Below are 16,976 nucleotides of genomic sequence, written 5' to 3'. Positions count from 1 at the left end.
CCGCGGATCCGGCACCCTATTCGCCGAGGAGGCGGTCGCGCAGCGCCGCATCCTTCTGCAGAACCGTGTCGTGCAGGTCGGCTTGGAACTGTACGACCCGCTTGCGCAGCGCCGCATCCGCCGACCCGAGGATCCGCACCGCCAGCAAGCCCGCGTTGCGGGCGCCGCCGATCGACACCGTGGCCACCGGCACGCCTGCGGGCATCTGCGCGATCGACAGCAGCGAGTCCAAGCCGTCGAGCTTGGCCAGCGGCACCGGCACGCCGATGACGGGCAGCGGGGTCGCCGAGGCCACCATGCCCGGCAGATGCGCCGCGCCGCCCGCCCCGGCGATGATCACCTCGATCCCGCGGTCCGCGGCGCTCTGGGCGTACTCGAGCATGCGGACCGGCGTGCGGTGTGCGGAGACCACGCCGACCTCGAAGGGCACCTCGAACTCGGCAAGCGCGTGCGCGGCGTCCTCCATCACCGACCAGTCGCTGTCGCTGCCCATGATCAGGCCGACCCGCGGCGCAGCAGCACTACTCATGTGGATCCCATCCGTCCGTCCATTCCGCGTGCGACAACCAGTGTGCCGCTCTGGCCGCGCGTTCGCGCACATCGGCGACGAACGCGTCGTCGTCAAGAGAACCGGCGGGCGCGCCGAGAACGTTGACGTGACCGATCTTTCGGCCGGGCCGCTCGGCCTTGCCGTACAGATGCACCTTCGCGTCGGGCATCCTGGCGAACAGGTGGTGCAGCCGCTCGTCCATCGCCATCGCCGGTGTCTGTTGTGCGCCAAGCACATTGGCCATCACCGTGACCGGGACGACCTGTGCGGTGTCGCCGAGCGGATAGTCGAGGACCGCACGCAGGTGCTGTTCGAACTGGCTGGTCTGCGCGCCGTCCATGGTCCAGTGCCCGGAGTTGTGCGGGCGCATGGCGAGCTCGTTGACGAGCAGGGCGCCTTCGACGGTTTCGAACAACTCGACGGCCAGCACCCCGACGACTCCAAGTTCGGAGGCCAGCCGCAAGCCCAATTGCCCTGCCGCTGAGCGCAACTCGTCATCAAGGCCCGGTGCCGGTGCAATCACCTCGACGCAGATGCCGTCGCGCTGCACGGTTTCCACCACCGGCCACGCCGCGCCCTGCCCGAACGGCGAACGCGCGACCAGGGCCGCCAGTTCGCGCCGCATTGCGACCCTCTCCTCCACCATCACGTCCGCCCCGCCGTCCAGGTAGCGCTGAGCGGCCTCGCGCGCCTCGGCGAGGTCGCCGGCCAGCGTGACCCCACGGCCGTCGTAACCGCCGCGCACCGTCTTGACCACGACGGGACCTTCGATCCGTGCGGCGAACGCGTCGATGTCGGACAGGTCGTCGACCGCCGCGAACCGCGGCACCGGCGCGCCGAGCGCCTCGAGCCTGCGGCGCATCACCAGCTTGTCCTGGGCGTGGATCAGCGCCGACGGCGGAGGAGCCACGTTGACACCGTCGGCCAGCAGCTTTTCCAGCAGTTCGGCGGGCACGTGCTCGTGGTCGAAGGTCAGCGCGTCGGCGCCGGAGGCGGCACGGCGCAACGCGTCGAGATCGGTGTGTGTGCCCAACACCACATCCGGGCTCACCTGCGCGGCCGGGTCGCCGGCGTCCACGGCGAGGACGCGCAGCGTCTGGCCGAGCGCGATCGCGGCCTGATGGGTCATCCTGGCAAGCTGACCACCGCCGACCATGGCCACCACCGGCGGCCCTTTGGGGTTCTGTGACACGTCTTCATGGTGTCATGTCCACGGCGCCGGGTCGGTTCCGATGCACCGGCTGCGACCTGCATGAGTACACGTAGAGTGCGGTATTTCCGTACACTGCCCTGTTGTGTCCTTTACCGATGCGACGATCGCACGGCTGCCCCGCCCGGTACGGCCGTACTTCGAGCGGCATCATGAACTGATCAAGTTCGCGATCGTCGGCGCGACGACGTTCCTCATCGACACATCGGTCTTTTACACGCTCAAGCTGACGGTGCTCGAGCCCAAGCCGGTCACGGCGAAGATCATCGCGGGCATCGTCGCGGTGATCGCGTCCTACATCCTCAACCGCGAGTGGAGCTTCCGCGACCGCGGCGGCCGCGAGCGTCATCACGAGGCGCTGCTGTTCTTCGGCGTCAGCGGGGTCGGCGTGCTGTTGAGCATGGCCCCGCTGTGGATCTCCAGCTACGTGCTGATGCTGCGGGTGCCCGAAGTCAGCCTGACCGTGGAGAACATCGCCGACTTCATCTCGGCCTACATCATCGGCAACCTGCTGCAGATGGCGTTCCGGTTCTGGGCGTTCCGGCGCTGGGTGTTCCCCGACGAATTCGGCCGCAACCCGGACCGGGCGATGGAGTCGCTTACCGCGGGCGGGCTCGCCGAACTCCTCGAGGACCACCACGAAGGGGTCACCGCCGAGCACGCCGAAGGCAACGTCACCCCGCTGCGCCGCCCCGGCCGACGCGCCCGCGGCGCCGCTCAGCTCGGCGACTCCTCCGAGCCCAGGGTGTCGAAGACCTCGTGATACAGCAGCGAGTGGACCCGCTCCACTCGCGGGATGTCGTCGAACGCGATCGGGTCTTGGGCCGCTGACTCGATGATCAATGTGCCGGTCCGCAACATGCGGTCCAGCAATCCGTGGCGGAACTCGACGCTGTTGATCCGCGCCAGCGGGATGTCGATTCCCGACCGGGTCAGCACCCCGTGCCGGAACATCACCCGGCGGTCGGTGATCACGAAGTGCGTCGTCCACCAACTCAGGAACGGCCAGATCGTCAGCCACCCGATGATCACCAGCCAGATCGCGCCGATCACGATCAGCACGACGTTGCGGGCGGTCTGATCCCACTCCATGGTGTTGACATATCCGGCGCCGAACGCGGCCAGCGCGGTCACCAGCAGCAATACCAGGACCGGCCCGATCAGCCGCTTCCAATGCGGATGGCGGTGCAAGACCACCTGCTCGTCCGAGGCGAGCACATTGTCGGGATAACCCATGCGATGACCTTAGAGCGAAATCACTGGTCGGGCCGCAGATGGACGATGTCGCCTGCGGAGACGATCACCGACCGGCCGTCGGCATCGATGACCAGCCGACCCTGCTCGTCGACGTCTCGCGCCACGCCGACGACCTGCTGATCGCCGGGCAGCAGCGCGCGGACCCGCCGGCCCAGCGTGAGGCTGCGGGCGCGATAGTTGGCGGCAAGGCCGGCGTCGGCGCCCGCTGCCCGAGCCCACGATTCGACGCGGTTGCCCAGCTCGTGCAGCAGGCGTACGACCAGGCGCTGCCGGTCGGGTGCCGGGACACCGAGGTCCACCAGCGAGGTGGCCCCCTCGACGCCGACGTCCTCACCGCGCAGCGAGACGTTGAGCCCGACGCCGAGCACGACGGCCTGTTGACCGCCCGCGACCTCGGCCAGGATTCCGGCCAGCTTGCCGCCTCCGGCGAGTACGTCGTTGGGCCACTTCAGGCCGGCCGTGACACCGGTGTCGGCGACCGCGTCGACGACGGCCACGCCGGTCGCCAGCGGCAGCCAGCCCCAGGCGGAGCTGGGCACCTCGGTCCCGTCGAGGCCCACCGACATCGTGATCTGCGCGAACGGCACCGCCGACCAGCTGCGGCCCCGGCGGCCACGGCCCGCGGTCTGGTTCTCGGCGATCAGCACCGCGCCGGCGATGTCCTCGCCGCCCCCGGCACGTGCGATCAAGTCGGCGTTGGTCGACCCGGTCTCGGCCACCACGTCGATGCGCCGCCACGCGCGCGAACCGGCGAAGACCTGCTCGCGCAGCGCCTCGACGTCGAGCGGAGCCGGGTGCGCGGTCATCGGAATCGGACTCCCATCTCCAAGACGCGTTCGGCCCTCACTACTACCACCGACGGGTCGGCGCGCGGTGCGCGAGGCGTCCTTAAGGGGACCTTAAGGACGCGCCGTCGGTCGCGCGCCGGTCGTTCGTTAGCATCGACCACCATGACCTCCGTTCAGAAGCCGTCGGTCGAGCCGTCAGGCGAACACGAGATCGACATCCACACCACCGCGGGCAAGCTGGCCGATCTGCGCAGGCGCGCCGAGGAGACCTTGCACCCGGTCGGCGAGGAAGCGGTCGAGAAGACACACGCCAAGGGCAAGCTCACCGCTCGTGAACGCATCCTGGCGCTGCTCGACGAGGGCTCGTTCGTCGAACTGGACGCGTTGGCCCGCCACCGCAGCACCAACTTCGGGATGGAGGCCAACCGCCCGCTCGGCGACGGCGTGGTGACCGGTTACGGCACCATCGACGGCCGCGAAGTGTGCATCTTCAGCCAGGACGCGACGGTCTTCGGCGGCAGCCTCGGCGAGGTGTACGGCGAGAAGATCGTCAAGGTGCAGGAATTGGCGATCAAGACCGGCAGGCCGTTGATCGGCATCAACGACGGTGCGGGCGCGCGCATCCAAGAGGGCGTGGTCTCACTTGGCTTGTACAGCAACATCTTCCATAACAACATCCTGGCCTCCGGCGTGATCCCGCAGATCTCGCTGATCATGGGCGCAGCGGCGGGCGGCCACGTGTACTCCCCCGCGCTGACCGACTTCGTGATCATGGTCGACCAGACCAGCCAGATGTTCATCACCGGACCCGACGTCATCAAGACCGTCACCGGTGAAGAGGTGACGATGGAGGAACTCGGCGGCGCGCACACCCACATGTCGAAGTCGGGGCTGGCGCACTACGTGGCCTCCGGCGAGCAGGATGCGTTCGACTATGTGCGCGAACTGCTCTCGTACCTGCCGAGCAACAACTACGCCGACCCGCCGCGCTACCCGGAGGCGGTTCCCGAGGGGCCGATCGAGGACAACCTCACCGACGAGGACATCGAGCTGGACACGCTGATTCCGGACTCCCCGAACCAGCCTTACGACATGCACGAGGTCATCACCCGCATTCTCGACGAGGACGAGTTCCTCGAGGTGCAGGCCGGTTACGCGCAGAACATCATCGTCGGGTTCGGCCGCATCGAGGGCCGCCCGGTCGGCATCGTGGCCAACCAGCCGACACAGTTCGCCGGCTGCCTGGACATCAACGCCTCGGAGAAGGCGGCGCGGTTCATCCGGACCTGCGACTGCTTCAACGTCCCGATCGTGATGCTGGTCGACGTGCCGGGCTTCTTGCCGGGTACCGGCCAGGAGTACAACGGCATCATCCGGCGCGGGGCCAAGCTGCTCTATGCCTACGGGGAGGCCACCGTCGCCAAGATCACCGTGATCACCCGCAAGGCCTACGGCGGCGCCTACTGCGTCATGGGGTCCAAGGAGATGGGCGCCGACGTGAACGTCGCCTGGCCGACCGCGCAGATCGCGGTGATGGGCGCTTCCGGCGCCGTCGGCTTCGTGTACCGCAGCAAGCTCAAGGAGGCGGCCAAGAACGGCGAGGATGTCGACGCGCTGCGTCTGGAGCTGCAGCAGGAGTACGAGGACACCCTGGTCAACCCGTACATCGCGGCCGAACGCGGGTACGTCGACGCGGTGATCCCGCCGTCGCACACGCGCGGTTACGTCGCGAACGCGCTGCGGTTGCTGGAACGCAAGATCACGCAGATTCCGCCCAAGAAGCACGGGAACATTCCCCTGTGAGCGGGGCGAACAATTCAACGCCTGTGAGCGGCGATTCAATGACCGAGGGCGGCGTGGAGGCGGAAGTGACGGTGACCGACGAGCAGAGCGCCGCCCAGCAGGATCACGAGGCGCACATCCAGGTCGTCAGGGGTGAGCCGAGCCAGGACGAGCTCGCCGCGCTGATCGCGGTGCTGGCCGCCGCGTCGAGCGTGCCGTCCGAATCGCGCGAGCAGGAAGAGAACCTCTGGGGTCATCCCGTCGACCGGCTGCGGTACACGCCCTTCAGCTGGCAGCGGGTGACGCTCGTGGAACGGGCACACATGCGCCGTCGATGACGCGCGTCGTCCTCGCCTCGGCGTCCCCCGGTCGTCGAAAAGTCCTGCGGCAGGCCGGAATCGATCCGCTGATCGTGGTGTCCGGCGTCGACGAGGACGCCGTCGTCGCCGGGCTCGCCGCCGCGGCGACACCCGCGCAAGTGACGGTCGCCCTCGCCACGGCCAAGGCCGACGCCGTCGTCGCCGGACTCGATCCGGCAGTCCGTGCCGACTGCGTCGTGATCGGCTGCGATTCCATGCTTTTCCGCGACGGGACATTGGCGGGCAAACCCGCCTCTGCCGAGGCCGCACTCGCCGGCTGGCAGCAGATGGCCGGCTCCTCCGGTCGGCTCCACACGGGTCACTGCATGATCCGCTTGCAGGACAACGGCATTGTGTGCCGGCTGGCCGAAGCCGAGGCCACCACCGTGCACTTCGCGGTGCCGTCGAGGGCCGATCTCGAGGCCTACGTCGCCAGCGGCGAGCCGACGGCGGTGGCGGGCGGCTTCACCCTCGACGGTTTGGGCGGCTGGTTCATCGAGGGCGTGGACGGCGACCCGTCATCGGTGATCGGCATCGGACTGCCCCTGGTCCGCGGCATGTTCGAGCGCGCCGGGCTGTCGCTGGCCGACCTCTGGCGCGATAACCCGGTCACCTGACCCCACGGGGCACGCCTGCCTCGGTAGGCTCGGGTTCGTGCCTCTACCTGCCGATCCAGACCCTGCCCTGCAGTCATACGCCCATCCCGAACGCCTGGTCACCGCCGATTGGTTGTCGGCCAACCTGGGCAGGCCGGGACTGGCCATCGTGGAGTCCGACGAGGACGTGCTGCTCTACGACACCGGTCACATACCGGGTGCGGTCAAGATCGACTGGCACACCGACCTAAACGACCCGCACGTGCGCGACTACATCACCGGCGAACAGTTCGCCGACCTGATGAACCGCAAGGGCATCGCCCGCGACGACACCGTGGTGATCTACGGCGACAAGAGCAACTGGTGGGCGGCATATGCCCTCTGGGTGTTCACGCTGTTCGGCCACCCGGACGTCCGGCTCCTCAACGGGGGCCGCGACCTGTGGATCTCCGACGGCCGGGAAACCACGCTCGACGTGCCGAGCAAGACCAGCACCGGCTACCCCGTCGTGGAGCGCGACGACGCGCCGATCCGCGCGTTCAAGGAGGACGTTCTCGACGCGCTCGGAAAGGCGCCTCTGATCGACGTCCGCTCGCCGCAGGAGTACACCGGGGAACGCACCCACATGCCCGACTACCCCGAGGAGGGCGCGCTCCGGGGCGGCCACATACCGACCGCTCGGTCGATTCCGTGGGCCAAGGCTGCTGACGACAGTGGCCGGTTCCGCAGCCGTGCCGAGCTCGAGGATTTGTACGGCTTTTTGACCCCCGACGACGAGACGATCGTCTACTGCCGCATCGGTGAGCGTTCGAGCCACACCTGGTTCGTGCTGACCCACCTGCTGGGGCTGCCCGGCGTCCGCAATTACGACGGTTCGTGGACCGAATGGGGCAACGCCGTCCGGGTGCCGGTCACCGCCGGGCCCGAACCAGGGGAGGTGCCGGGCTCCTCATGAGGGCAATGCCGGCCGCGCTGGCGGAGGTGGTGACGGACTTCAAGGAGGTGCAGGGTCAGGACAAGCTGCAACTGCTCCTGGAGTTCGCCAACGAGTTGCCTCCGCTGCCCGCCGACCTCGAAGAGACCGCGATGGAACCGGTGCCCGAATGCCAATCACCGCTGTTCCTCCACGTCGACGCCGACAATCGCGAGCATGTCCGGCTGTACTTCAGCGCGCCCGCCGAAGCGCCGACGACGCGTGGGTTCGCCGCCATCCTGGCCGCGGGGCTCGATGATCTCTCCGCCGACGAGATCCTGGCCGTGCCCGACGACTTCTACTCCGAACTGGGGCTCGCCGCCCTGATCAGCCCGCTGCGGTTGCGCGGGATGTCGGCGATGCTGGCCCGCATCAAGAAGCGGCTGCGCTGACGCGCTTGGGCCGAGCGATCACCTGTGCAGAATTCCGGGGGGCTGAATCCGTACCTGGATGAACGCTCACGGATGTGTGGGGCAGCCCCGGTTTATTACTCGCGGGTAAGGGACCGGCTCGCCGAGACCTCAGCAGGGCCGCATAAACTCCCTCCGTTACATTCTTAAAGACGTTTCTTAGACATGCCACCAGGAGGCGCAGTGCCCAGTCACGCCAGCTCGAAGATCTCCAAGGTGCTGGTCGCCAACCGCGGGGAGATCGCGGTCCGGGTGATCAGGGCCGCCAAGGACGCCGGGCTGCAGAGCGTGGCGGTGTACGCCGAACCCGATGCCGACGCTCCTCACGTACGACTCGCCGATGAGGCGTTCGCACTGGGCGGGCAGACCTCCGCGGAGTCGTACCTGGTGTTCGAGAAGCTGCTCGACGCCGCCGAGAAGTCCGGAGCCAACGCGATTCACCCGGGCTACGGGTTCCTGTCCGAGAACGCTGATTTCGCACAGGCGGTCCTCGACGCCGGCCTGATCTGGATCGGGCCCAGCCCGCAGTCGATCCGCGACCTCGGTGACAAGGTGACCGCCCGCCACATCGCCGCGCGCGCCCAGGCGCCGCTGGTGCCGGGCACCTCGGATCCGGTCAAGGACGCCGACGAGGTCGTCGCGTTCGCCAAGGAGTACGGCGTGCCGGTCGCGATCAAGGCCGCGTTCGGCGGCGGCGGCCGCGGCATGAAGGTGGCCCGCACCATCGAAGAGATCCCTGAGCTGTACGACTCGGCGGTCCGCGAGGCCGTCGCGGCGTTCGGCCGCGGTGAGTGCTTCGTCGAGCGCTACCTCGACAAGCCCCGCCACGTCGAGGCTCAGGTGATCGCCGACCAGCACGGCAACGTCGTCGTCGCGGGCACCCGCGACTGCTCGCTGCAGCGCCGCTTCCAGAAGCTGGTCGAGGAGGCGCCGGCGCCGTTCCTGACCGACGCTCAGCGCAAGGAGATCCACGAGTCGGCCAAGCGCATCTGCAAGGAGGCCGGCTACTACGGCGCAGGCACTGTCGAGTACCTCGTCGGCCAGGACGGGCTGATCTCGTTCCTCGAGGTGAACACCCGTCTGCAGGTGGAGCATCCGGTGACCGAGGAGACCTCGGGCATCGACCTGGTGCGCCAGCAGTTCCGCATCGCCAACGGCGAACCGCTCGACATCACCGAGGACCCGACGCCTCGCGGCCACTCCATCGAGTTCCGCATCAACGGTGAGGACGCGGGTCGCGGCTTCCTGCCCGCCCCCGGCCCTGTCACCACGTTCGTGCCGCCTACCGGCCCCGGTGTGCGGCTGGACTCCGGCGTCGAGAGCGGTTCGGTCATCGGCGGCCAGTTCGACTCGATGCTGGCCAAGCTGATCGTCACCGGCGCCAACCGCCAAGAGGCCCTCGAGCGGTCCCGTCGCGCGCTGGACGAGTTCACCGTCGAAGGGCTGGCCACGGTCATCCCGTTCCACCGGGCGGTCGTGTCCGATCCCGCGTTCATCGGCGACGACAACGGCTTCACCGTGCACACACGCTGGATCGAAACCGAGTGGGACAACACGATCGAGCCGTTCACCGGCGGCGATCCGATCGAGGAAGAGGACACCGTCCCGCGGCAGACCGTGGTCGTCGAGGTCGGCGGCCGCCGGCTGGAGGTGTCGCTGCCCGGCGATCTCGCGCTCGGTGGCGGCGGCGGTGCGGGCGGCGCCGGTTCCAATGTCGTGCGCAAGAAGCCCAAGGCCCGCAAGCGTGGCGGCGGCGGCGGAGCGGCGGCCTCCGGCGATGCCGTGACCGCGCCGATGCAGGGCACCGTGGTCAAGGTCGCCGTCGAGGAGGGCCAGGAGGTCTCCGCCGGTGACCTCGTCGTCGTTCTCGAGGCGATGAAGATGGAGAACCCGGTCACCGCGCACAAGGACGGCACGATCACCGGCTTGGCGGTCGAGCCCGGCGCGGCGATCACCCAGGGCACCGTCCTCGCCGAGATCAAGTGATTTCGGTGCGCAACCGATCGCGCAGCGAGCGTTAGCGCACCGAAGTCGCCATGGAGCCCGTCGAAATCAACGCCGGCGCATGGTATTTGCGCGCGCCGCGCGATGACGAGCTGATCGACGACGCCCCCGCGCTCGCCGAGATGGGTGAGACCGATCCCGGTTACATCGCTCGTTGCCGCGCGCAGTGGTTGTCCGACACCGCATACACCTGGGCGGTGTGTGAACCGACCACCGGCGAGATGCTGGCCGAGATCAGGATCGACCCGCAGGCCGCGGTGGTGCACACGCGATTTCGCGACGGCTACGCCGATGCGGCCGCGATCGCCGAGCACTCCGTACGCCGCTTCGCGACGGCGATGCTGGGCCTCACGGTCACCTGATTGCCGGCTCGCCGGCGTGACCTGACATCACCTGACGTCGATGTCGCGACCCGTCGCCAGATCGGCACAATCGACCGCAACGACGTCGTCGCGCGCTGCCAGAAACGAGCGCGCGCCCTCGTCGCCGTGGACCTCTTCGAGCAGCGCGGCCCAGTGCCTGCGCGCGATCACCACGGGGTGGCCAGGCGATTGCCCGTAGCGTGCGCGCGCGATACCCGACTCCGACGCCACCGCCGCGTCCACCACCCGACCCACGACGTCCGCTCCGACATCGGGTGTGTCGACGGTGTGCAGCACGGCGTAATCGGCCTCGACCGCCGAGAGCCCGGCCCGCAGCGATGCCGACAACCCGTCCGCCCAGGCCTCGGCGAACACAGCGCGCGCAGGCCGGGGAACCTCGACCACCGCCGCACCCAGCACCACCACCACATCGCCACATCCGCCGTCCCTCAAGGCGTTGACCGCGGCTCTGAGCCATTCACCTTGAGCTGCAAGCACTTTGGGCATCCCGTAGCGGGTGCCCGCGCCTGCGGCCAGCACCACACCGGTGACCTTCAGCGTCATCGCGCACCCACTCTCCGATGTGACTCTAGTTTCGTCAAATTTGTCATGAAGTCAGGGTTTTGACCGCTGTGACCAGCGGTTACGGCGGCGGTCTTGATAGCGATTGTGCATGGTCAGTTAGCAGCGTAGGGTTCAGTCCAGGTTGAGTTCACAGCCGAGCTGGAACGTCATCGACGTGCAAGGGCAGAACTCCCCGCCTCTGCTGCGACGGCTTTGAATACGCAGGGCCCAAATTTTTGACGTGAACCACAGTACGAATGAGACATTCACTGATGGAGTCACACATGTCTAATCCCGATTTATCAGTCGCTGTACAAGCGCAGTCCGACGAGACTCGCGACTGCCACACCGCGCACTTCGTGACCCGCCGGGTGCAGCCGGACACCGCGATCGTCAGCGCCCACGGTGAGATCGACGCCGCGAACTCCCAGGAGTTCGTCGACTACGCGATGCGCCACGCCACAGAGCTCGAGCGCATCGTCGTCGACCTGTCGGGCGTCGAATTCTTCGGCACCGCAGGGTTCTCCGCGCTGCACACGCTCAACGTGCGCACCGCAGGCGAGAAGATCGAGTGGGCGCTGTTGCCGAGTGCATCGGTCAGCCGCTTGTTGCGGATCTGCGATCCTGATGCTGCATTGCCCGTCTGCGACAGCATCGAGACAGCGCTCGCGGATGGCAAGAGCACCAAGCCCCTACTGCAACTGGTCCCGGAGTCGAGTTAGGGATTTCGCGAGCAGACGCGACACGTGCATCTGCGAGATACCAACGCGCTCAGCGATTTGCGTCTGGGTGAGTGACTCGAAGAAGCGCAGCAGCAACACGGTGCGTTCGCGTTCGGGCAGCGCAGCGAGCAAGGGCCGCAACGCTTCCCGGTTCTCGATCTGGTCAAGACCCAGGTCGACGTCGCCCAGTGTATCGGCGATCGCGGGGGCATCCTCGGTTCCGCTGCCGCCGCTGTCGATCGACAGCGTGTTGTAGGAGCTTCCGGCCACCAGGCCCTCGACGACCTCGTCGCGGTCCATGCCCAGCTCGGCCGCCAGCTCTGACGCGGTCGGGGCGCGGCCGAGGCGCTGCGACAACTCCGCGGTGGCGGCGCCGAGTCGCAGATGGAGCTCCTTGAGCCGCCGGGGCACCTTGACCGACCAACTGTTGTCGCGGAAGTGCCGTCGGACCTCGCCCATGATGGTGGGCACCGCGAACGAGACGAAGTCCGAGCCGGCCTCGACGTCGAAGCGGATCACCGCATTCACCAGCCCGACACGGGCGACCTGCACGAGATCCTCGCGTGGCTCACCGCGCCCGTCGAAGCGCCGCGCGATGTGGTCGGCCAAAGGAAGGCAACGCTCGACGATGCGGTCGCGCTGCCGCTGGAACTTCGGCGAGTCCTCCGGCACGTTCTTCAGCTCGCGGAACATGTCGGCGACATCCGCGTACTCAGAGTTCGAACGCGACGACGAACCCTGTGACGTCGACGGCGTCACTGCAGCGTCGCTCGTCTCGTCGTCATGGAGATCCCGAACACCTGGGCGTTCTCGGGCCCCTGCCCGTTCTCGAAGGTCTTCACTTCATCGGTCAGCGAACTCAGCACGTGCCAGCTGAAGCTACCGGGCGCCAGGATGTCGGAACTCTTACACGTGGTGGACGCATCGATGACGACCGCGTCGTCGCGTGGGTCGATGACGAGCAGCAGTACGGAGTTGGGTACCGCGGATCGAATCAGCCTGGTGCAGGCCTCGTCGACCGCGAGACGCAGGTCGGCGACCGCATCGAAGTCCAGGTCTTCGAAGGTCGCCACCGCGGCGACCAGGGTGCGCAGCACCGCAAGGTTCTCGAGTTCGGCGGCGACCCGGAGTTCCACCGACCGCGCGCCGTGCCCGTGCCCATTGTTCTTGTTGGCGACGTCGGCCATTTGACCTCCCGGCAATGTCGAAGCGAGATTACCCCAGGTCGGATCCCACCTAACCACGAGTACTCCGGTGATCCCCGAACGACGACGTGTGCGGGACGCCGGCGCGGGTATTTATCCGGTCATGGAGAAGTTCCCACCCCGCGCGCGACGCCTCGGGCCGACAAAACAGCGAACCCGACTGTGACGAGCGGCATTTTGACGGCGCGACAAAGTAAGACTTCTCCATGGTGGGGGTTCTTTACCCCTGTGCGCTCGGGGTCCAAACATGCGACTTCGCCGTAGCGTCGTCAGCGGTCCCGGCCTGCGCCGGTTGCGCCGCGGACGCGGGTTCTCCTACCACCATGCCGACGAGAGCCCGGTCACCGACGAGAAGACCCTGCAACGCATCAAGGAGCTCGTCATCCCGCCCGCCTGGAAGAAGGTGTGGATCTGCCCGCATCCCAACGGGCACATCCAGGCGGTGGGCACCGACGCCGCGGGCCGGCGCCAATACCTGTACCACCAGAGGTGGCAGGAGGAGCGCAACGAGGAGAAGTTCGACCGGGTCCTGGAGATGTCTGCCGCGCTGCCCGAGATGCGCAGGCGCATCGCGGCGGACTTGCGTAGCCGCGGCCTGCACCGCGACCGGGTGCTGGCACTCGCGCTGCACCTGGCCGATCTCGGCTTCTTCCGCTCGGGCTCGGAGCAGTACGCCGAGGAAAACAACTCGTACGGCATCGCCACACTGCGCTGTGAACACGTGACGCTGCAGCGCAACGCGATCGAGTTCGACTTCCCCGCCAAGAGCGGGGTGCGACGAACGCTGCTGATCGACGACCCCGAAGCGGTCCGCTCGGTACGGGCTCTGTTGCGCCGCCCCGAACGCACCGAGCGGTTACTGGTGTGCCGCAGCGGTTCGAGCTGGATCGACATCCACGCCGACGACCTGAACACACGGTTCAAGGAGCTCGTCGGGGATCGGTACACGGTCAAGGACCTGCGAACGTGGCACGGCACGGTGCTGGCCGCAGCGGCGTTCGTCGATGCCGACCCGCCGGTCAACAAGACTGTGATCAAGCGCGTCGAGACCGCCGTGATGAAGGAGGTCGCCGAGGAACTCGGCAACACTCCCGCGGTGGCCCGAGGTTCCTACGTCGACCCGCGAGTCGTGCAGGCCTACGAGTCCGAGCTCACCATCGCCTCGGCCGCCCGCCGTGCCGCGAAGATGAAGACTTTGGCCGAACGGCAGGAGGTGCTCGACCGCGGCACGGCCCGCCTCATCCGCAAGGTCGCCAAAGGTCAGTAACCAGACGGGCTCCCGTTGCCCAGATAGGTCAGCCCGAAATCGGTGAGCAGCGCTGCATCGAGCAGGTTGCGGGTATCGACGACGACGGCTCCCGGCGCGTGCTCGGCGATCAGGGCCCAGTCCAGTTCGCGAAACTCCGGCCACTCGGTGAGCACCACGATGGCGTCGGCGTCTTTTGCCGCCAGATACGGATCGTCGACGGCGACGATCGACGACCCCCGCAACCGCGACTGATCCATCGCCGGGAGCCTCGGGTCGTATCCGGTGACCTGCGCCCCGGTCCCGACCAGATCGGCGCAGATCGTCAGCGCCGGTGAATCACGCAGGTCACTGGTACCGGCCTTGAACGTCAGACCCAGCGCGGTGATCCGGGCCCGGCCGAGCGGAGTGGCCATGGACCGGGCCAGCGTCGACGCGATCCGCGCGGCCTGCGTGGCGTTCGTCAAGCGAGCCGATTCGATCTCCGGCAGGCCCACGCCCGCCACCCTGCCGGTGTGCAGGATGGCCGCGGTGTCCTTCGGCAGGCAAGATCCGCCCCACCCCGGTCCCGGTTGCAAAAAGTGCGCACCGATGCGCACGTCGGCTCCCATGCAGCGGGTGACGTCGGCGATGTCGGCGCCCATCCGGGCGCACAGCCGGGCCAGCGAGTTGGCGTAGGAGATCTTCACCGCGAGAAATGCATTGCTGGCGTACTTCGCCAACTCCGCGCTTTCCGGGCTCATCCGGAAAATCTGCGCGTGGTTTCCGTACACGCGCGACACCAGCTCGGCGGCTTCGTCGTCTTCGGCGCCGATCACGATGCGGTCGGGGTTACGGAAGTCGTATACGGCGTGGCTCTCGCGGAGGAACTCGGGATTGGAGACCCCGCGAATTCCGGCCTGCCGCAACCGCTGTTCGACCCGCCGGGTGGTGCCGACCGGAACCGTCGACTTGAGCACCAGCACCGAACCCGGTCGCAGCACGGTGGCGAGTTGCTCGACCGCCGCGTCGACCGCCGACAGGTCCGCCGATCCGTCGGATCCGCTCGGCGTCGGCACGCAGATGAACACCACGTCGCACTCGGCCAGATCCGGATATTCGACAGTGAATTCGAGCGTCCCGGAGTCCAATCCGTGACAAAGTAGCTCGGCCAGGCCGGGCTCGTCCAGCAGGGGAACACCGCTGCGGAGCTGCGCGACGCGGCGGGCGTCGACGTCGACGCACACCGTGTCGTGACCACGTTCGGCCAGACACACCGCGGTCGTCAGGCCGACGTAGCCCGCACCGATCACCCCGACTCGGATGGTGTTCATGCACAGTCCTTCAACAAGCTCTCGGTGGCGGCGAGTACGCGACCGACCGTGATCAGCAGCAGCCCCCGGTGCGGTTGGTCGGCGTGCGGATCGCCCTTGTCACCGGCCCACACCGCGATGTGCGGACCCGCTCCCCTCGGGCCCCACCGGTTCGGCGGTGTCGGACCGAACAGCAGCACCGACGGCGTGCCGGTCGCGGTCGCGATGTGTCCGACGCCGGTGTCACCACAGATCAACAAGCGGCAATCGTGGATCAGCGCGACGAGTTCGAGCAGGCCGAGAGTGCCTGCGAGCACGCTGGATCGGGGCAACCGCGCGGCGTCAGCCACTGACCGGGCAAGGTCGACTTCACTGTCGTCGCCGGTGATGACCACGTCGTGGCCCCGGTTTCGCAGCGCGGCGGCGACCTGTCCGAAACGATCCGCTGGCCACCGCCGCGCGGCGGATGCGGCGCCCGGGTGGATCACCACCGTCGACGAGCGGTTCGGATAGCCGTCCGGCCGCTGGATCGCCAGATCCTGTGAATCACAGGTGATTCCGACCCACTCGAGCAGCGCACACCAGCGGTCGACCTCGTGCAGTTCGGCCCGCCACGGTGGGCCGTCGACCCCCGGATATGCGGGATGCCGGTGACTGATCAGGGTTCGGGGCCGTATCGCGAGCAGATCGGCGATGCTTTCGGGGCCGGAGCCGTGCAGGTTGACCGCGAGTGCGGGCGGGTCGCTGCGGGGACGCAGCCGGCCGAGGCCGGGTGTGGGATCGAGCTCGTCGACCGCACCGGTGAGCATCACCAGATCGCGGTAGCGTTCCGGGGCGGCGAGCACGATGTGGGCGTCGGGGTGTGCCCGCCGCAGCCCACGCAGCGCCGGAATCCCGGTGAGCAGATCCCCGAGGCCCAGCGCCCGCAGGACCACGATGGTCTCAGGGATGGCCTCCGGGTTCACGGCCACGAAGACTCCGTGGACGCGCACACCACCAGCTCACGCACCTCGCACCCGGCCGGCTGAGCCAGGGCGAACACGACGGTGTCGGCAACGTGTTCGGGCCGGTTGAGCTTTGCGTCCGGCGGCGGCTTGTACTGCTCGTCGCGGCTGTCGAAGAACGCCGTGTGCATACCGCCGGGGATCAGCGTCGTGACACCGACGTCCCCCGCCAGTTCCGCGGCCAACGCGCGGGAGAATCCGATGACCCCGAACTTGGAGGCGCAGTACGCGGTCGCGTCGCTGACGGCCTTGATCCCCAAAGTCGATGCGCACGTGACGATCCGGCCGCCGGTGTCCTTCAGGTACGGCAACGCCGAGCGGATCACCGCCGCGGTGCCCAGCAGGTTGACGTGGATGACGCGTTCCCAGTCCTTGACCGCGACATCGGCGAGCTTGCCGCACATGTCGGTGCCTCCGGCGGTGAACACGCCGTGGACCTGACCGCCGACGTGATCGGCCAGTTCACGTACCGCCGCCTCCACCGCCTCGGTGTCGGCGAGATCGGCCCGCGCGAAGGCCACACCCGGTTTCGGATCGTTGCGGTCGATCACCAGCGGCGTACCGCCCTGGCGCGCAACGGCTTCCACCGTGGCCGCCCCGAGTCCCGACGCGCCGCCGGTGATGATGATGTTGCCCAGAGCCATTGAGAGTT

The 16,976-nt window shown here is 67.9% G+C and carries 20 protein-coding genes; 10 read left to right on the top strand and 10 right to left on the bottom strand.

Annotated elements, in window-relative coordinates; genetic code table 11:
• Nucleotides 1–16: 16 nt before the first annotated feature.
• Both purE and CEX87_RS03345 read right to left on the bottom strand, forming a co-directional pair.
• Nucleotides 17–529 (bottom strand): 5-(carboxyamino)imidazole ribonucleotide mutase, encoded by a 513-nt coding sequence (gene purE, locus CEX87_RS03350; RefSeq protein WP_094285964.1) that lies wholly within the window; start codon nt 527–529, stop codon nt 17–19.
• Nucleotides 522–1,742 carry a 5-(carboxyamino)imidazole ribonucleotide synthase gene (locus CEX87_RS03345; RefSeq protein WP_269845527.1) on the bottom strand — a complete coding sequence of 407 codons (1,221 nt, stop codon included), beginning with the start codon at nt 1,740–1,742 and terminating at the stop codon, nt 522–524. Before CEX87_RS03345 ends, purE begins: the two co-directional genes overlap by 8 nt.
• A gap of 103 nt (nt 1,743–1,845) precedes the next feature.
• Here CEX87_RS03345 and CEX87_RS03340 point away from each other — a divergent pair, with 103 nt between their 5' ends.
• Nucleotides 1,846–2,523, top strand: coding sequence for a GtrA family protein (locus CEX87_RS03340; protein WP_064394773.1), 678 nt, complete (start codon nt 1,846–1,848; stop codon nt 2,521–2,523).
• On the opposite strand, the gene CEX87_RS03335 is transcribed toward CEX87_RS03340, so the two are convergent.
• The gene (locus CEX87_RS03335) at nt 2,478–2,996 is read right to left on the bottom strand and encodes a PH domain-containing protein (protein ID WP_064394774.1); all 519 of its coding nucleotides are present in this window, start codon (nt 2,994–2,996) and stop codon (nt 2,478–2,480) included. The genes CEX87_RS03340 and CEX87_RS03335 overlap by 46 nt on opposite strands.
• Before the next feature lie 20 nt (nt 2,997–3,016).
• The gene (locus CEX87_RS03330) at nt 3,017–3,823 is read right to left on the bottom strand and encodes a biotin--[acetyl-CoA-carboxylase] ligase (protein ID WP_094285962.1); all 807 of its coding nucleotides are present in this window, start codon (nt 3,821–3,823) and stop codon (nt 3,017–3,019) included.
• 144 nt (nt 3,824–3,967) lie between these two features.
• Here CEX87_RS03330 and CEX87_RS03325 point away from each other — a divergent pair, with 144 nt between their 5' ends.
• The 7 genes from CEX87_RS03325 to CEX87_RS03295 all read left to right on the top strand — a co-directional run bounded on the left by CEX87_RS03325 (nt 3,968) and on the right by CEX87_RS03295 (nt 10,291).
• A complete protein-coding gene (locus CEX87_RS03325; RefSeq protein WP_064417293.1) occupies nt 3,968–5,608 on the top strand; it encodes an acyl-CoA carboxylase subunit beta in 1,641 nt (546 codons plus the stop codon).
• A gap of 38 nt (nt 5,609–5,646) precedes the next feature.
• Nucleotides 5,647–5,925 (top strand): acyl-CoA carboxylase epsilon subunit, encoded by a 279-nt coding sequence (locus CEX87_RS03320; RefSeq protein ID WP_094285960.1) that lies wholly within the window; start codon nt 5,647–5,649, stop codon nt 5,923–5,925.
• Nucleotides 5,922–6,563: a Maf family protein gene (locus CEX87_RS03315; protein ID WP_094285958.1), complete on the top strand. Its 642-nt coding sequence runs from the start codon at nt 5,922–5,924 to the stop codon at nt 6,561–6,563. The genes CEX87_RS03320 and CEX87_RS03315 overlap by 4 nt, the downstream gene beginning before the upstream one ends.
• Before the next feature lie 37 nt (nt 6,564–6,600).
• Nucleotides 6,601–7,497 carry a sulfurtransferase gene (locus tag CEX87_RS03310; RefSeq protein WP_064394779.1) on the top strand — a complete coding sequence of 299 codons (897 nt, stop codon included), beginning with the start codon at nt 6,601–6,603 and terminating at the stop codon, nt 7,495–7,497.
• A complete protein-coding gene (locus tag CEX87_RS03305) occupies nt 7,494–7,907 on the top strand; it encodes a SufE family protein (protein WP_064394780.1) in 414 nt (137 codons plus the stop codon). The genes CEX87_RS03310 and CEX87_RS03305 overlap by 4 nt, the downstream gene beginning before the upstream one ends.
• A gap of 201 nt (nt 7,908–8,108) precedes the next feature.
• On the top strand, nt 8,109–9,911 hold the full coding sequence (locus CEX87_RS03300; RefSeq protein WP_064417298.1) for an acetyl-CoA carboxylase biotin carboxylase subunit: 1,803 nt from the start codon (nt 8,109–8,111) through the stop codon (nt 9,909–9,911).
• A gap of 50 nt (nt 9,912–9,961) precedes the next feature.
• A complete protein-coding gene (locus tag CEX87_RS03295; protein ID WP_064394782.1) occupies nt 9,962–10,291 on the top strand; it encodes a hypothetical protein in 330 nt (109 codons plus the stop codon).
• A gap of 27 nt (nt 10,292–10,318) precedes the next feature.
• Here the strand turns inward: CEX87_RS03295 and CEX87_RS03290 are convergent, their stop codons facing one another.
• Nucleotides 10,319–10,855 (bottom strand): nucleotidyltransferase family protein, encoded by a 537-nt coding sequence (locus CEX87_RS03290; protein WP_064394783.1) that lies wholly within the window; start codon nt 10,853–10,855, stop codon nt 10,319–10,321.
• Between the two features lie 284 nt (nt 10,856–11,139).
• Between CEX87_RS03290 and CEX87_RS03285 the strand changes: the two genes are divergently transcribed.
• Entirely contained in the window at nt 11,140–11,577 is a 438-nt protein-coding gene (locus CEX87_RS03285) for an STAS domain-containing protein (protein ID WP_064394813.1), read from the top strand.
• Here the strand turns inward: CEX87_RS03285 and CEX87_RS03280 are convergent.
• Both CEX87_RS03280 and CEX87_RS03275 read right to left on the bottom strand, forming a co-directional pair.
• On the bottom strand, nt 11,548–12,270 hold the full coding sequence (locus CEX87_RS03280) for an RNA polymerase sigma factor SigF (RefSeq protein ID WP_276019014.1): 723 nt from the start codon (nt 12,268–12,270) through the stop codon (nt 11,548–11,550). The genes CEX87_RS03285 and CEX87_RS03280 overlap by 30 nt on opposite strands.
• Before the next feature lie 62 nt (nt 12,271–12,332).
• Entirely contained in the window at nt 12,333–12,764 is a 432-nt protein-coding gene (locus tag CEX87_RS03275) for an ATP-binding protein (RefSeq protein ID WP_064394785.1), read from the bottom strand.
• Nucleotides 12,765–13,029: 265 nt separating this feature from the next.
• Between CEX87_RS03275 and CEX87_RS03270 the strand changes: the two genes are divergently transcribed.
• Nucleotides 13,030–14,049, top strand: a complete 1,020-nt coding sequence (locus CEX87_RS03270) for a DNA topoisomerase IB (RefSeq protein WP_094285956.1) — start codon at nt 13,030–13,032, stop codon at nt 14,047–14,049.
• On the opposite strand, the gene CEX87_RS03265 is transcribed toward CEX87_RS03270, so the two are convergent.
• From CEX87_RS03265 to CEX87_RS03255, 3 genes are read right to left on the bottom strand one after another with little or no spacing between them, the layout of a single operon-like run.
• Nucleotides 14,043–15,341, bottom strand: a complete 1,299-nt coding sequence (locus CEX87_RS03265; protein WP_064417301.1) for a UDP-glucose dehydrogenase family protein — start codon at nt 15,339–15,341, stop codon at nt 14,043–14,045. The genes CEX87_RS03270 and CEX87_RS03265 overlap by 7 nt on opposite strands.
• A complete protein-coding gene (locus CEX87_RS03260; protein WP_233151263.1) occupies nt 15,338–16,291 on the bottom strand; it encodes a glycosyltransferase family 9 protein in 954 nt (317 codons plus the stop codon). Before CEX87_RS03260 ends, CEX87_RS03265 begins: the two co-directional genes overlap by 4 nt.
• On the bottom strand, nt 16,282–16,968 hold the full coding sequence (locus tag CEX87_RS03255) for an SDR family oxidoreductase (RefSeq protein ID WP_064426903.1): 687 nt from the start codon (nt 16,966–16,968) through the stop codon (nt 16,282–16,284). Before CEX87_RS03255 ends, CEX87_RS03260 begins: the two co-directional genes overlap by 10 nt.
• Nucleotides 16,969–16,976 lie beyond the last annotated feature (8 nt).

Source organism: Mycobacterium lehmannii, assembly GCF_002245535.1.
Taxonomy (GTDB): Bacteria; Actinomycetota; Actinomycetes; order Mycobacteriales; family Mycobacteriaceae; genus Mycobacterium; species Mycobacterium lehmannii.
Note: the sequence above shows the minus strand (reverse complement) of the source record. Positions and strands in the feature narration are given on the sequence as shown.